This window comes from Brevibacterium sp. Lmc1 (assembly GCF_057654315.1).
The window spans coordinates 990,381-1,005,753 of the sequence record NZ_CM172803.1 but is presented as its reverse complement, the minus strand read 5'-3'; the positions used below and the strand labels follow the sequence as shown (position 1 = coordinate 1,005,753).

The 15,373-nt window shown below is 66.0% G+C and carries 9 protein-coding genes; 3 read left to right on the top strand and 6 right to left on the bottom strand.

Annotation, left to right across the window (positions count from 1 at the left end; translation table 11 throughout):
• Positions 1 to 87 precede the first annotated feature (87 nt).
• The 3 genes from AC239G_RS04285 to AC239G_RS04275 form a co-directional block, all read right to left on the bottom strand.
• On the bottom strand, positions 88 to 1,692 hold the full coding sequence (locus AC239G_RS04285; RefSeq protein ID WP_434593956.1) for an HNH endonuclease: 1,605 nt from the start codon (positions 1,690 to 1,692) through the stop codon (positions 88 to 90).
• An 86-nt stretch (positions 1,693 to 1,778) separates the two neighbouring features.
• Complete coding sequence (udk, locus tag AC239G_RS04280; RefSeq protein ID WP_139469259.1) at positions 1,779 to 2,390, bottom strand: uridine kinase; 612 nt, start codon at positions 2,388 to 2,390, stop codon at positions 1,779 to 1,781.
• Positions 2,391 to 2,441: 51 nt separating this feature from the next.
• Positions 2,442 to 3,983 carry an FCD domain-containing protein gene (locus tag AC239G_RS04275; RefSeq protein ID WP_181271006.1) on the bottom strand — a complete coding sequence of 514 codons (1,542 nt, stop codon included), beginning with the start codon at positions 3,981 to 3,983 and terminating at the stop codon, positions 2,442 to 2,444.
• A 154-nt stretch (positions 3,984 to 4,137) separates the two neighbouring features.
• On the opposite strand from AC239G_RS04275, the gene AC239G_RS04270 reads away from it, so the two are divergent.
• On the top strand, positions 4,138 to 7,545 hold the full coding sequence (locus AC239G_RS04270; protein WP_487489881.1) for a bifunctional proline dehydrogenase/L-glutamate gamma-semialdehyde dehydrogenase: 3,408 nt from the start codon (positions 4,138 to 4,140) through the stop codon (positions 7,543 to 7,545).
• A gap of 241 nt (positions 7,546 to 7,786) precedes the next feature.
• Positions 7,787 to 10,468 (top strand): ExeM/NucH family extracellular endonuclease, encoded by a 2,682-nt coding sequence (locus AC239G_RS04265; protein ID WP_487489880.1) that lies wholly within the window; start codon positions 7,787 to 7,789, stop codon positions 10,466 to 10,468.
• Between the two features lie 3 nt (positions 10,469 to 10,471).
• Here AC239G_RS04265 and AC239G_RS04260 read toward each other — a convergent pair whose 3' ends face one another.
• From AC239G_RS04260 to AC239G_RS04250, 3 genes are read right to left on the bottom strand one after another with little or no spacing between them, the layout of a single operon-like run.
• Positions 10,472 to 11,638 (bottom strand): PrpF domain-containing protein, encoded by a 1,167-nt coding sequence (locus tag AC239G_RS04260; RefSeq protein WP_434593949.1) that lies wholly within the window; start codon positions 11,636 to 11,638, stop codon positions 10,472 to 10,474.
• 4 nt (positions 11,639 to 11,642) lie between these two features.
• Positions 11,643 to 12,923, bottom strand: coding sequence for an MFS transporter (locus AC239G_RS04255; RefSeq protein WP_487489879.1), 1,281 nt, complete (start codon positions 12,921 to 12,923; stop codon positions 11,643 to 11,645).
• A 28-nt stretch (positions 12,924 to 12,951) separates the two neighbouring features.
• The gene (locus AC239G_RS04250) at positions 12,952 to 14,409 is read right to left on the bottom strand and encodes a benzaldehyde dehydrogenase (RefSeq protein ID WP_487489878.1); all 1,458 of its coding nucleotides are present in this window, start codon (positions 14,407 to 14,409) and stop codon (positions 12,952 to 12,954) included.
• Between the two features lie 184 nt (positions 14,410 to 14,593).
• Between AC239G_RS04250 and AC239G_RS04245 the strand changes: the two genes are divergently transcribed.
• Positions 14,594 to 15,364 carry an IclR family transcriptional regulator gene (locus AC239G_RS04245; RefSeq protein WP_039207955.1) on the top strand — a complete coding sequence of 257 codons (771 nt, stop codon included), beginning with the start codon at positions 14,594 to 14,596 and terminating at the stop codon, positions 15,362 to 15,364.
• Positions 15,365 to 15,373 lie beyond the last annotated feature (9 nt).

The following is a 15,373-nucleotide window of genomic DNA, read 5'->3' as shown; positions in this document are numbered from 1 at the left end:
GCTCTTACCCGCCCTGTCCATAACTACGATTCTCTGCAGTGTCCGTGTGACAGGTGTTCCCGCGATGTTCCAGATCCGACACGCGGCTCAGTCGGGCCCGAACACCATCCGAACCAATTGCCTTTCGACCGGGCTGCCGTTGCAGTCCTGTGCACTCGGTCGTCGGTGCGCATTGCGGCTGCGCCAACCGGCGATCTTCTCGGCACGAGTGCAGTAGCGGGGTGGCAGCTGCTCGGGCAGCACGCACTTCGGTTCGATCGTCTGGTATTCGACCGGCTGGTCCGGCTGAGCCGCCTCTTGCGGTTGGTCTTTCCCGACCACTCTCCTGGCCTCATCCCTATCGGGTTCGAGGAAACGGGAGAAGGTCTGCCGCCAATCCGGCCCCGGCGGCGAACCACCCGGTTCGGACACCGCTTCGGGACGCGGGAACCGCATGCGGCGGACCACCGCGGGCGTGGTCACCTCGTACGATCGTCCGCTCGGCGTGGTGACGCGCAGCCCGTCCGCTGTGGCCTCATGCTTCCACCCGGGATGTTCCTTCGCGTAATTGCAGGATGCACACAGACCTGAACCGTTCTCCCAGGTGGTAGCTCCGCCAGCGGCAACGGGAAGGGCATGATCGGCATGCCGGATCGGGGCGTCGCACCACGGTGTCCGGCACACATCGTCGCGGAAGGTGATCATCTGCCGCAGTCGGCCGGTGAACTCCCGACTCTTCGCATCCATCCCCACCAGCTGCCCGTCGTCGGGACGAGTGAAGATCCGGCTGATGAACATCTTCGCTTCGTTCGCGACGATGAACTTCCGTGCCGTCTGCGCCGGCAGCGGTCCGAACCCGGGCAGCCAGGCGGGTACGAGCCCGTCCGAGAGCAGAGATTCGGCCTCGACGAGCACATGGATCTCCGCAGGCACCGCCGTCGCACTCGTTTGGCCGCTCAATCGTTCGACGAAGGTGTCGGCGAGCACCTGCTGGCGATTCCGCCCGCCCGCGTCACCGGCGGCAGTGATCGACTCGGCGCCGGCACGGAGACTCTCATAGGCGGCGACGGCCTGAGCCAGCGGCAGGATCGCAGAGATCCTGGCCATCCCGTCATCGATCACGGTCAGATTCACACGACGATTGGACTCAGCTCTCGCCGCCCGCTTCGCGGCCGCCTCGGCGTCCATCTCCGCACTGAGCGCACGCACTTCGGCGCGCAGGCTGCGCAACCCGGACGGTTCCAGACTGCGCTTCATCCGCGTGTCCACCTTGCGCCGATCGGCGGCGGCAAGGACCGCGGTCTCATCGACCATGATGCGCGCCTTGTCCTCGGAGATCTCCCCCTTGGACAGGGCTTTGAAGGTATTGGGCATCCCGATGACGATCGAGCGGGCGGTGCTGAGGAACTTCCGCCCCGATCCGGGCGAGACCTTCTTCGCCAGCCCGACCTCGTCTCCGGCACGTTTTCCGCAGTCGATCGCGGGCACCCTGTTGTGCCGGTCCCGCTCGATGCGCAGCGCTTCGAACGCCACTGCCTCCCGCGACTGTGCGGCGACGACGGCAGACTTGAGCTCCTCGAGCGCAGTGATCCGCTCGAGTGTCTCAGCCTCGGTGCCACCCGGGTCAAGACCGCGCAGGAGCTCACCGAACCGAGTGATCTCGGTCAGCGGATCCGGAACCGGCGCTGGTTCCCGTGCGGGGTCGACGTCCATATAGAAACGGTACCCGTCGGCACTGACACGACTTCGCGAACGGCCCCGAATGACCCAATACGGCCAGGTCAGACCCTATTTCAGCCTCAGCCGACTCCGCGCTGGATGCGGTTGAGAATCATGTCCATGGCGACGATGTTGTGGCCGCCGTCGGGGATAATGAGGTCGGCATTGCGCTTCGACGGCTCGACGTAGAGTTCGTGCATCGGCTTGACCGTGCCCAAGTACTGGTCCTCCACCGACTGCAGCGTCCGCCCACGGTCGACGACATCGCGTTTGATCCGGCGCAGCAGACGCACATCGGCGTCGGTGTCGACGAAGAGCTTGATGTCGAGCAGCCGGCAGATGCGCGGTTCGGCGAAGATGAGGATGCCTTCGACGATGATGACCGGCGCGGGTTCGACGCGCGTCGTCTCGTCGCTGCGGTTGTGGATCGAGAAGTCGTAGACGGGGCTGTCGACCGCCTCGGAGTTCCGCAATGCGGTGAGATGGTCGACGAAGAGGTCATTGTCGAAGGCATCGAGATCGTCGTAGTTGACCTTTTCGCGCTCCTCGTAGGTGAGCTCGTCGCGCCGCTTGTAGTAGTTGTCGTGGAAGAGCACGGACGGCGGTCCTTCGCACTTGTCCAACAGCGCCTGAGTCAGCGTCGTCTTTCCGCTGCCGGTTCCGCCGGCCACGCCCACAACCAAAGTCTCCACGGCACAAATATAGACCACGACCCCCGCCGAGGCGGGTCCCGGCTTCCGTACTCACCCGAGGCTGCGGGTCAGCTGGGTCCACAGCTCCTGGTCGAAGCGCCGCCTGCCCAGCAGACCGGCCATATGTCTCACCGCATTGTCGACCTTGCCGCGCCAGACCTCGATCGCCGTCTTCGCATCCGCTCGGCTGAGCGCACGGAACATGGCCCGATCATCGCTGACGATACGGTCGCTGGCCGGAGAATAGTCGAGCTGCAAGATGGAGATGAACAGACGCAGCCGCAGAGTCAGGGCTTCGAAGGCACGCGCCGATTCCCGCAGACCCGAAGCACGGGCCAGTTCCTGCTGGAAATGGAGGTCGGCGTCCTCGACATCGATTCCGCTGCGCGTCGGCGCCGAGGCTTCGACCTGTCGCAGGGCCAGCTGCACGGGCACGAGGTAGCGCTGCGGACGCAGGGCCAGGGACCTGAGCACAACCTCCCCGATGGCCATGCGCGCGGCGTAGAGGTCGAGCACGTCGACGGTCGTGATTAGAGGAATCCGCGCGCCGCCGCGGGATCCGTCGAGCAGTTTGTCATCGACCATCCTTCGCAGCGCCGCATCGACCGAGGCCCTGGGCACCTGCATTCGGCGGGAGAGCAGGCGCGGATTGATCCGGTCCCCCGGCTCATATCCGGAGTCGATGATCTCCTCGCGCAGCGCGATCGCCAGATGCTCGGTGATCGATCGGGTCTCCTTCGGCAGCCACGACGATATCTCCATTGAGTCAGAAGTAATAGAACTTCTCTGAGGCTCGTACGGAGCCGATTCCCACCACAGCACACCTTCGAGTCCGTTCCGGACGCGGTCGGCGAGCAGATCGAGCAGAGACCCGGGAATGTCCTGACACTCGCCGAGGCGGCTCTTGAGTACGGTGACGAAATCGTCGAATTCCGCGCACGCCCTCACCCGGGCTCCCGCCCCGTCGGAGAGGTCGTCAGGAACCTCGCCGAGGGGGTCGAACACGAGGAAGTCACCATCACCGTCGAGCAGGGCGAGCAGTTCGGCGGTTGGCACCTGCCGATGCTCGCTGTCGAAGCGCTGCGCCCACCGCCCGACGCCCGCGGTGCGCAGGGCCGCGGTGATTCCCGCGATGCGCCGCTGAATTCGCCGAGGCGGCACGATCGTCGCGGACTCTCCACGATCTCCGCCCCCACCTGCATCGTTCCTGCGAACGCCGACGATGACGAGGGGAAACCCGCTGGCCGCGAGGATGAGCTCCGAGGCACCGGCCACCTCGGCGACGGGGACCGTCAGCGCCCGCACCGACCGGGAGACGATGCTCTGACTCAACCCCGTCGCCTCGGCCAGGGCACGAGTCGAATAGTCCCGTCCGGAGATCCTGGCCCCCGCGGTGGCGACGAGTGCTTCGACGACCCGGTCAGCGGTCTCCTGGATCGGCGGGCGGCCGCTGCGGGGACGATCCGCGAGGTCGGATCGGCTCGCCCAACGACGCAGGGTCGACGGCGATGCTCCCGTGCGCGCGGCCGCCTCGGCGAGGGTCGACGTCGTCAGCAGCGCCACGGCGTCACGACGGAACTCAGCGGAATACATCACTCTATCTTAGGACTTCTGACTCAAACATTCACGGCGGTCGACTCCATCTCTTCACCCCCGGATTTCGGCGGCGCATACTGATCTCACACCCAGGTTCCACGGTCAGCGCCGACGCGTGAGAGCACCGAATCCGAGCACCGAAGGAGCACAGTTGCTGCACACCGAAACCGACCTCGCCACGCTCACTGCCCAGTCGATCGACACCGTCCGCCGGTGGCTGCGAGTGTCGACGTCGATGACCACGGCGAAGAACCCCGCGGCCGAACGCCTCTCCGCCGTCCTCTCCGACGACAACGGCCTCGACTTCACCGTCGGGTTCGTCGATCGGGTCGTGCGCACCGATGATGTCCACGCCGCCGCCGACGCCTTGACCGAGGTCGGCAAGCTAGCCCCTGAGACGATGTCGTACCTCGACCGTGCACAGATCAAGGCCGGTGCCGCACTGGCCAAGATCGCCCCGCAGGTCGTCGTGCCCGCCGCCCGCACTCGCCTGCGTCAGATGGTCGGCCACATGGTCGTCGACGCCCGGGACAAGCAGTTCGGCAAGACCGTCGCCGCCCTCACCGCCGACGGTCACAGGCTCAACATCAACCTCCTCGGCGAGGCCGTGCTCGGTGACGGCGAAGCCGACAATCACCTGGAGCAGACCCACCGGCTGCTCGCCCGCGACGATGTCGACTACGTGTCGGTGAAGGTCTCCTCCGTGGCCTCGCAGATCTCGATGTGGGCCTTCGACGAGACCGTCGACTATGTCGTCGACCGCCTCCGTCCGCTCTACCAGCAGGCCGCGAAAGCCCCGACCGGCGCGAAGTTCGTCAACCTCGACATGGAGGAGTACCAGGACCTCGAGTTGACGATCGCGGTGTTCACGCGACTGCTCTCCGAACCGGAATTCAAGGATCTCGAGGCCGGAATCGTCATCCAGGCCTACCAGCCCGATGCGCTCGGAGCGGTGCAGCGGCTGAGCGAATTCGCTTCCCGCCGTGTCGAGAACGGCGGAGTCGGGATCAAGGTCCGCCTCGTCAAGGGCGCGAACCTGGCGATGGAGACCGTGCACGCCGAAATCGCGGGCTGGCCTGCAACGACGTGCGATTCGAAGCAGTCCACGGACGCGAACTACAAGCGAGTCCTGCACTGGCTGTTCACCCCGGAGCGGATGAAGGGGCTGCGCATCGGCGTGGCCGGGCACAACCTCTTCGACATCGCCTTCGCCCACCACCTCTCCGTCGAACGCTCCGTGACCGACCGCGTCGAGTTCGAGATGCTCCAGGGTATGGCCAGCGAACAGGCCGCCGCCGTGACCGAGGACGTCGGAGACCTCCTCCTCTACGTTCCGGCCGTTCATCCGAAGGAGTTCGACGTCGCGATCTCCTACCTCGTGCGCAGGCTTGAAGAGAACTCTGCGTCCGAGAACTTCATGTCCGGCATCTTCGACCTCGCCAACGGCAACGACGTATTCAAGCGCGAAGCCGACCGGTTCACCGCGTCGGTCGACCAGCTCGAATCGATCCTCGACACCGAGGGCGAGACCGCACCGGCCCCGAACCGCCACCAGAACCGGTCGACCGAAACACTCGGCGAGACCGTGGTGCCGACCCAGTTCTTCAATGAGCCCGACACCGACCCGTCCCTTCCTGCCAACCAGGAGTGGGTGCGCAGCATCATCGCCGAGGCGACCGCCCCCGGCTACCTCGACGATCGTCCGAACGCGCCCAAGGTCGAGTCCACGGACGAGCTCGATGAGATGATCGCCCGCGGTCGCGCCGCGGCTGCCGACTGGCGGGCCCTCGGCGCCGCCGGTCGCGCCGAGATCCTCCACCGCGCCGCGGACATCTTCGCTGCCCGTCGCGGCGAGTTCATCGCCGTCGAGGCCGCGGAGGTCGGCAAGATGCCGTCGCAGTCCGATCCCGAGGTGTCCGAGGCCATCGACTTCATCCGCTACTACGCGCTGAATTCGCTCGAGCTCGAGAACATTGAGGGCGCGACCTTCACTCCCGATGAGATGGTCGTCGTCACTCCCCCGTGGAACTTCCCGGTGGCCATTCCCACCGGCGGAACCGTGGCGGCGCTGGCGGCGGGATCTGCTGTCATCCACAAGCCGTCGAAGCCGACCCCGCACTGTTCGGCGCTCATCATCGACTGCCAGTGGCAGGCCGGCGTGCCCAAGGACGTGCTGCAGCTGTGCGCTCCGGTCGAGCGGGACCTCGGCCAGCACCTCGTCTCGCATCCCGACGTCGACCGGGTCATCCTCACGGGTGCCTCGGAGACCGCAGCGATGTTCAAGTCCTTCCGACCCGAACTCCACGTCAATGCAGAGACCTCGGGCAAGAACGCCCTGGTCATCACCCCGGCGGCGGACCGAGACCTCGCCATGGCCGACCTCGTGTATTCGGCCTTCGGACATGCCGGACAGAAGTGCTCGGCCGCCTCGTTGGGCATCATGGTCGGTTCGACCTACGATTCCGAGCGCTACCGTCGCCAGCTCATCGATGCCGCCTCGTCGATGGTCGTCGACTGGCCGTCGAATCTCGCATCGACCATGGGTCCGCTGACCGAGGATCCCTCGGACAAGCTGCGTCGGGCGCTGACGTCGCTCGAACCTGGAGAATCCTGGCTGCTCGAGCCCAAGCAGCTCGACGATTCGGGTCGTCTGTGGAGCCCGGGTATCAAGGACGGGGTCAAGCCCGGTTCCTTCTTCCACCTCACCGAGGTCTTCGGTCCGGTGCTCGGTCTCATGCATGCCAAGGACCTCGATGAGGCCATCGAGTTCCAGAACGCCGTGGACTTCGGCCTCACCGGCGGCATCCATTCCCTCGACCCCGAGGAGGTCACCACCTGGCTCGACCGCGTCGAGGTCGGCAATGCCTACGTCAACCGCGGAATCACCGGTGCGATCGTGCGTCGGCAGTCGTTCGGCGGCTGGAAGCAGTCCTCGGTCGGCCTGGGTTCGAAGGCCGGCGGGCCGAACTATCTCATGCTCTTCGGCCACTTCGCCGATGCCGGCAGCCAGAATCTCGAGGCGGCCAAGGCCGATGACAAGCGCTGGTTCGAGGCCGAATTCGGTGCGGCGAAGGACCATACGGGACTGCGCGCGGAGGCGAACATCTTCCGCTACCGTCCTCGGCCGGTCACCTTGCGCGTCACTGCCCAGGCGAGCCTGTTCGATCTCGAACGCTCCCTCCACGCCGCCACCACGGTGGGGTCGACGGTGCAGCTGTCCGTCGCCGAGGATGTGCCCGCCGAGGTGAAGATCGCCGTGACGAACGCCGGTGTCCCCGCCCGCACGGAGTCGGCGGATCTGTTCGCCGAGATGGTCGGACAGGGTCGCTACGACGACACGGTGGGTGCCCGCATCCGCGTCCTCGGTCGGTTCGAGGACGAACTGTTGGCTGCGGCCGCGCCTCGCCCGGAGGTCGCGATCATCGATGAGCCGGTGACCACCTCGGGGCGGGTGGAGCTGCGGTACTACGTGCAGGAGCAGGCGGTGTCGATGACCCTGCACCGCTTCGGCAACCCGAGCCGCGACTTCCACGAGCTCGCCGCCACCCTCACCTCCTAATTGCTACCTGACGGCGGCCCAGCAACCTCGCGCGAGGTTGCTGGGCCGCCGTCAGGTAGTTCTGGGGCAGGGCGGGTTGTGTAGGATGAGTGCCACCCGTGGCACTCAGTGGACTGTTCGACTGTTCACAAGTTGTTCACATCTTCGCCGCTGTCGTCGATGAGTGAGCCGCTAGGGTGCAAGGGACTGCCCACGTGATCGTCACGGTGCGCACAGCCGCTCATCCGCCCGAAAGGCTCCCATGAAAGTCACGACCACCCTCTCTTCCGCCGCGGCGCTCAGTCTCGTCGCGGGCCTGGCCCTCCCCCTCGCACCGGCAGCCGCAGCAGATGCCGCCGCAGACAGCGACATCCACATCTCCGAAATCGCCTACACCCTCGCGACCGACTTCATCGAAGTCGCCGCCGACCCCGGCACCGACATCTCCGGGTGGACCTTCGGTTCGGTGACACGCGGCGGCAGCGTCCAGGCGCAGGAGAACACCGTCACCGTGCCCGAGGACACGACGGTCGGCGATTCCGGTGCCGTCGCGATCGACGTGTCGATCACGAACTCCGTCAAGGCCGGTTCGGCCACCGACGGCGAGTACGGCTCGAGCGCCTTCGTCATCGACGATGACGGCGAGCTGGTCGACTTCCAGCAGATCGGCGGCGTCGTCGACGGCAAGGGCGTCACCGGCACGAAGAACACCTTCACCCCCGCGCTCGTCATCGGCCAGGAAGCCGAACCGACCGGTGCGACTGCCGCCGGCGGCCAGTCGATCCAGCTCACCGGCGACGCATGGAAGTCGGCAGCCCCCACCCCGGACGCCCTGCCCGACAGCAGCGACGGCGGAGAAGGCAGCGACGACGATGGCGACGACGGCGAAACTCCCGAAGGCGTCACGCCGATCGCCGACATCCAGGGCACGGGCGACGCCAGCCCCATCCAAGGCAAGACCGTGACCACCCGCGGTGTCGTCACCGCCGCCTACCCCGAGGGCGGGCTGAACGGCTACTACATCCAGACCCCGGGCACCGGCGGAGCCGACCGTGCCGACGGTGCAGCATCCGACGGCATCTTCGTCTACTCCCCCGACACCGTCGCCGATATCAGCATCGACGACCATGTCGAGGTCACCGGCACCGTATCCGAACACTACGGTCAGACCCAGATCTCCGTATCCGCGTCCGGTCTCAAAACGGTCGACGAACCCGCCGAGGCGGTCAAACCCGTCGAAGACGCCTTTCCTGCAGGAGATGAGAAGCGCGAATCCCTCGAAGGCATGCTCCTGCAGCCGAGCGAATCGCTGACCGTGGCCGACAACTACAACACGAATACGTACGGCGAGGTCGTCCTCGCCACCGGTGAGGGCACGCTCGACCAACCCACCGACGTTCACCGCCCCGGCACCCCCGAGGCAAAGGCTCTGGAAGCCGAGAACCTCGACCGTGAGGTCGTCCTCGACGACGGCGCCACCGTGAACTTCCTCAAGGCCGACAAGGACATCCCCCTGCCCTACCTCAGCAAAGAGGACCCGGTCCGCGTCGGTGCGCAGGCGAACTTCACCTCCCCGGTCGTGCTCGGCTTCGATCACGAGAAGTGGCGATTCCAGCCGACGACCCGTCTGACCGGTGACAACGCCGAGGCGGTCCAGCCGACCACTTTCACCGACACTCGCACCGAGGCTCCCGAGTCCGTCGGCGGGCAGGTCAGCCTCGCCAGCTTCAACGTCCTCAACTACTTCACCACCACCGGTGACCAGCTCTCTGGCTGCCAGTACTACGACGACCGCGAGGGCAACCACATCACCGTCCGCGGCGGCTGCGATGCCCGCGGTGCCGCGAATGCGGAGAGTCTCAAGCGTCAGGAGACGAAGATCGTCACCGCGATCAACAAGCTCGACGCTTCGGTGGTCTCGCTCATGGAGATCGAGAATTCCGCCGCGTTCGGCAAGGACCGCGACGACGCGCTGGCGACCCTGGTCAAGCGCCTCAACGAGGCCGCCGGAACCGAGAAATGGGACTTCGTCGACTCCCCTTCCGCCGTTCCTTCCGATGAGGATGTCATCCGCACGGCCCTGATCTACCAACCCGCCGAGGTGGCCCCGCAGAACGATTCCACGATCCTTGACGACCAGGATGCGTTCTCCAATGCCCGCGAACCCCTGTCCCAGGCGTTCGCCCCGAAGGACGGTACCGGTGAGATCGAAAAGGACAAGACCTTCGTGACGATCTCCAACCACTTCAAGTCCAAGGGATCCGGGTCAGGTCCGGGCAACGAGGACTCCGGTGACGGTCAGGGCGCGTCGAACGCCGATCGCGTGAAGCAGGCCGAAGCGCTCGTCGGGTTTGCCGGTGACCAACAGGAGGCAGCGAACAGCGACCTGGTCTACCTCCTCGGCGATTTCAACTCCTACACTCAGGAGGACCCGATGCAGGTCTTCTACGAGGCCGGATACAAGGACATCGCGGCGGAGAAGACGGACGAATCCACGTATGTCTTCGGTTCGCGCACAGGCAGCCTCGATCATGTCCTCGCCCTCGACGCCTCGGACGAAGCCGACGGTGCAGGCACGGAGGCAACGGCCTTCGGCTCCGTCACCGGGGCCGATGTCTGGAACATCAACTCGGTCGAGTCCCTGGCGCTCGAATACAGCCGCTTCAACTACAACGTCAGCGACCTCTTCGCTCCGGACCAGTTCCGGGCTTCCGACCATGATCCGGTCGTCGTCGGCCTCTTCGACTCCTCAGATGAAGGCGGGGACGACGACGCCGGAGCAGACGCTGCGGAAAACGCCGACGCCGACGGTTCGAGCGACCACCCCGGCGGAAAGAACGCGGGGAAGAACGGTGGCAAGAACGGCAACCATTGGGGCAGCCGCGACGGTGATCACCCTGGAGGCAAGAACGCCGGGAAGAACGGTCGCCACAACGGTTGGTGACGCTTAGTCGGTGACGGCCACCTGCCCCCGCATGAGCACTCGTGCCGTGCGAAAGAGGGAGGCGGCCGTCACCGTGTCCGCGTCGAAGACGGCACCGGCCGTGACGACGCCCGAAGGGGTGGCCAGCCGCACTTCCGGCCCGACATTTTTGTCTTCGTCCCCGGTGTCGGACCCGGGCCTGGAGCGTCGGATGATGCGGTTGATGATCGTGTCCGGGATCTGCGCGGCCGCGGCCAGGCACATGGCTCCGGTTCCGGGCACGGCTTTGTGCGTCTGCCCCATGGAGATCATTCGCACGAGCAGGTCGGCCTCCTCGGCGGCCAGGGTCGTTCCGTCGAGCAGTCGGGTGGGCTGTGGGGCGGTGACCACGGCGACCTTCGGCACGACGTCCGGCGCTTCCTCCGGTGACTCACACAGCCCCATCCGCACAGCGGCGTTGCGGCGCAGCTCCGCGATCATGCCCATCGCGTGCTTGTTCGCGTCGATCTCCTCCGGAGATTCGGTGCCCTTGAGTCCGATCGCAGCACCCGGGACGATGACGACGGGCAGGGTGGCGTCGACGAGGCTGACCTCGAACATCGCCCCACCGGCAGTGATGGACTCGGCTGCCTTCCCCGTCGGTAGGAGTCCGGCGGTGCGGCTGCCGGCCGGGTCGGGGTAGATGAGTTCGAGCGGTGCGCCCGTTCCGCTGACTCCGGGCAGCACCAGATCTCCCGTAACGTCGGCCTGCCCATCGACGACGCCGAGGCCGACGTCGACGAGTTTCTGCGTGTTCGTATTGAACAGCCGGAAGACATGCCATCCATCGGCTGCGGAGATCAGCCCGGCCGACAAGGCGAAGGGCACGACCCCGGACGACAGATTTCCGCAGTTGCCGGAATAGTCGACGGCCGCCTCGGTGACGGAGACCTGACCGAACGTGTAGTCGAGGTCGACCCCATCCCTCGCCGAGGCGGCCACGACGACGATCTTCGACAGCGAGGAGATTCCCCCGCCCATTCCATCGAGCTGACGGCCGAACGGATCGGGCGAGCCCATCGCCTGGCAGAAGATCGTGTCCCACTCCGCCGTGTCCCCGTCGGGACTCAGCGACGGCAGCGCGGATTCGCTGAAGAACAGTCCCTTGCTTGTGCCGCCGCGAACGAACGTGGCATCGATCCACCGAGTCATGCTTTCAGCGTAGCGACTTCGGCACGATCGCCATGGCAGCGAACCCGAGGACTGCCACGACGGCGAAGAGGTAGAAGCCCCACGGGTAGGCGATGCCCGCGGTGACGAGGGCACCGGTGATGAACGGACCGACGATGGCACCGATTCGCCCGATGCCCGAAGCCATGCCCAGCGCGGTGCCGCGGGCCTGAGCCGGGTAGATGGCCGAGACGAAGGCGTAGACGAGCACCTGGGCGGAGAAGACGAAGACTCCGGTGATGAATACCGCGATGTTGAGCAGCACCTGGCTGGTCATCGGAATCGACAGTGCGGCGAGGAAGATGGCTGCGAGGACGAACCACATGAGCACGATCTTCTTCGTCCCGTGCTTATCGGCCATCCAGCCGGCCAGGACGAGTCCGACGACGGCGCCGATGTTCATGACGAAGAGCATGACCAGCGAGTCCGAGACCTCGTAGCCGGCGTCGGCCATGATCTTCGGCAGCCAGGTGTTGAGTCCGTAGACCAACAGGAGTCCCATGAAGCTCGCTGCCCACACGCCGATGGTCACCAGCGCCAGCTTGCCCTCGAAAAGTCCCGCCATTCCTGTCTTCGCCTGCGCGTCGACGGTGCCGGACGGATCAGCAGCGTCGGCATCCACCGCTTCCGCGGCAGCGGGGTTGCGTTTGAGTTCCTGAGCGATGAGGAAGACTTCGGATTCGGGCAGCTTCCAGATCAGGAGGGGCACCATGACGAGGCCGGCGATTCCGCCGGCGAGGAAGAGCAGGTGCCAATTGTGGGAGTAGGCGACGGCCAGCAGGGAGATCGCGACGGCGCCGGCATGGTAGCCGGTCATCGTCAGCGTCGTGGCCTTTCCGGTCTTACCCGACTTGTTGTACTCGCTGATGTAGGCGAGAGCGCTGGGCATCACGGCACCGAGGAACAGTCCGGCGATGAACCGGTAGGTGGTGAACAGTGCGACGTTCGGAGCGAACGCGACGAGCAGAGTGAAGACGCTGAAGCCGATGACGCAGCCGATGATCGCCCACCGTCGTCCGATCCGGTCGACGACGGGGCCGACGGATACGGCGCCGAGGCCGACGCCCACGAGGCTGAGCGTGGCCACCATTGTGGCCGCCTCGGGGGTGAATCCGAGGGCCTCGGTGGCCAGCAACTCAGGGATGACCGCGCCGAGGACGACGAGGTCGAAGCCCTCCAAAGCGACAGCCAGCCAGCACAGGACGGCCGGCCAGCGGCCCGCCGAGGCGGAACCGGTCGTGGATGCAGATGGGGTGGTTGCGGACATCGGTGTCTCCGGGGTGTTGTCGTGCAGGTCAGAACGGGTAAGGCGCGATGGACGAGCGCATCGTCACCCATTGGGTTTCGGTGAAGGCTTCGATGTTGGCTTCGGCTCCACCGAAACGGGATCCGTTGCCGGAGTCCTTCATGCCACCGAAGGGGACGTTGGCCTCGTCGGAAACGGTCTGTTCGTTGATGTGGATCTTGCCGGTGTCGACGAGATCGGCAAGGTCCATGGCCAGACCCACATCGCCGAGGATGCCCAAAGAGAGACCGTATTCGCTGGCGTTGACCATCTCGGCGGCTTCGTCGAGGGTGGAGAAACGGGCCACCGGGGCGACGGGGCCGAAGATCTCCTGCGCCCAGGCGGGGTTCGAAGGGCTGAGGTCGGTGAGCACCGTGGGTGGGACGAAGGCGCCTTCGCCCGGTCCTCCGGCGACGAGCGTGGCACCGTCGGCGGTGGCTTTGTCGAGGATGTCGCGGACGTGGGTGCGCTGTTTCTCGTCGATGATCGGTCCGATCGCGACCTCCTCGGTGGCGGGGTTGCCCACCGGCAGATTGCGGGCGCGTTCGGCCAGTTGTTCGACGTATTCGTCGTAGATGGATTCGTGGACGAGGTGGCGGCCTGTGGTCATGCAGATCTGGCCTTGGTGCATCCACGATCCGAAGGCCCCCGCCGAGGTGGCGGGACCGACCTCGGCTCCGGGAAGGACGACGAGCGCATTGTTGCCCCCGAGCTCGAGGTGGCAGCGCTTGAGGAGGCGACCGGCGGCTTCGCCGACCTTGCGTCCGGCCGCGGTGGAGCCGGTGAACGAGATGACGGAGACCTCGGGTGCGGCGACGACGGCTTCACCGGCGTCGAGGCCGCCGGGCAGGACCTGGAGCAGTCCTTCGGGCAGTCCCGCCTCGGCGAAGACCTTCGCGATCGCCACTCCGGCGCACACGGCGGTGCGCGGGTCCGGCTTGAGCAGGACCGCGTTGCCCAATGCCAGGGCCGGGGCGACGGAGCGCATAGCGAGGATGAGGGGGAAGTTGAACGGGGCGATGACGGAGACGACTCCGGCGGGCACTCGGCGGGCGAAGGACCAGCGGGGTTCGTTCGAGGTGAGCACCTGCCCCTTGGGGTGGCTGGGCAAGGCGGAGGATTCGAAGCAGATGGCTTCGGCGGAGGAGATCTCAAGTGCGGCCTTCGGTGGGATGGAGCCGGCTTCGCGGATGATCCATCCGGAGAGCTCTTCGGCGTGTTCGGCCCACAGAGCACCGGCGCGGCGCAGCACTGCGGCCCGTTCGGCCGGGGTGGTCCTTGCCCAATCCTTCTGTGCAGCGGCGGCTCGCGTGGCGGCGGCGGTGACGTCGTCGGCGCTGGCGGCACCGAGGCGGCCGAGGGTCTCACCGGTGGCCGGTTCGATGACGTCGTAGGTCTCTCCTGAGCCGGCGGCCCAGGTGCCGGTGAAGATCTTCTCGTGCCAGTCGGTTCCCAGGAAATCAGTCATTGTCTGTCCTCACTTCTTTGTCGGGGCGGGTCATGTCTGTGGTTCCGTGCAACGAACCGATCTGCGGGCACAGTCGACGGAGGACTGTGGTGCACCTCTCGTCAGAGTAGTGACCCGCACCACCCGAAGCCACAACGCTCCCATTCATTGAGAATTTCGATGGAGAACCGCTAGAATCCGAGGCATGGCGAACTCTCCTTCCGGCGACTCGATGATCGATCGGCTCGTGCGCGTGCTCGCATCCTTCGACCCGGACCATCAGAGCCTGAGCACCGACGAGATCGCCGAGCGTGCCGAACTGCCGAAGTCGACGGCCTACCGACTCATCGGTGAGATGATGCGTCACGATCTGCTCCAGCGCGACCCCAACGGCCGCATCCGGATCGGCGTCGGGATGTGGGAGCTGTCGAACCGCGCCTCCGATGCCGTCGATCTGGCTTCGGTGGCCAGGCCGCACATGATGGGTGTACACGAGTTCGTCGGTGAGAACACGCAGTTGGGCATCCTGCGGGAACGCGAGGTGCTCATCATCGAGCGCATGTCGGCGCCGAATGCGGTCATCCACCGGTCGAAGACCGCCGGTCGACTGCCGGCTCATGCGTCGTCCTGTGGACTCGTGCTCTTGGCTTATGCGCCCAAACATGTGCGTGAGGCGTATCTGCGGGGGCCGCTGTCTGCCATCACGGAGAAGACGACAACGGATCCTGCAGCTCTGCGCAAGATGTTCACTTCCATCCGGTCTCACCATTTCGCGGAGCTCTCCGGCCATATCGATGAGGGCACGACAGGAATCACGGTTCCTGTCTTCGACGCCGGCGGGGCGGCGATCGCCGGGCTCGGCGTCGTCATCGATTCGGAGCACCGTAAAGGCGTGCCCGCGATCATGCGGGTCCTGCGGACCGCCTCGGCGAGGATCACGCAGGACCTTACCGCCGATCATCGATTCGCCGGCTGAGTCAGATCG

What these genes read in the sequence shown, in the direction of transcription:
- AC239G_RS04285 (WP_434593956.1), bottom strand. Translation starts at nt 1,692, where the DNA reads ATGGACGTCGACCCCGCACGGGAACCAGCGCCGGTTCCGGATCCGCTG.
- AC239G_RS04275 (WP_181271006.1), bottom strand. Translation starts at nt 3,983, where the DNA reads ATGTATTCCGCTGAGTTCCGTCGTGACGCCGTGGCGCTGCTGACGACG.
- AC239G_RS04265 (WP_487489880.1), top strand. Translation starts at nt 7,787, where the DNA reads ATGAAAGTCACGACCACCCTCTCTTCCGCCGCGGCGCTCAGTCTCGTC.
- AC239G_RS04260 (WP_434593949.1), bottom strand. Translation starts at nt 11,638, where the DNA reads ATGACTCGGTGGATCGATGCCACGTTCGTTCGCGGCGGCACAAGCAAG.
- AC239G_RS04255 (WP_487489879.1), bottom strand. Translation starts at nt 12,923, where the DNA reads ATGTCCGCAACCACCCCATCTGCATCCACGACCGGTTCCGCCTCGGCG.
- AC239G_RS04250 (WP_487489878.1), bottom strand. Translation starts at nt 14,409, where the DNA reads ATGACTGATTTCCTGGGAACCGACTGGCACGAGAAGATCTTCACCGGC.
- AC239G_RS04245 (WP_039207955.1), top strand. Translation starts at nt 14,594, where the DNA reads ATGGCGAACTCTCCTTCCGGCGACTCGATGATCGATCGGCTCGTGCGC.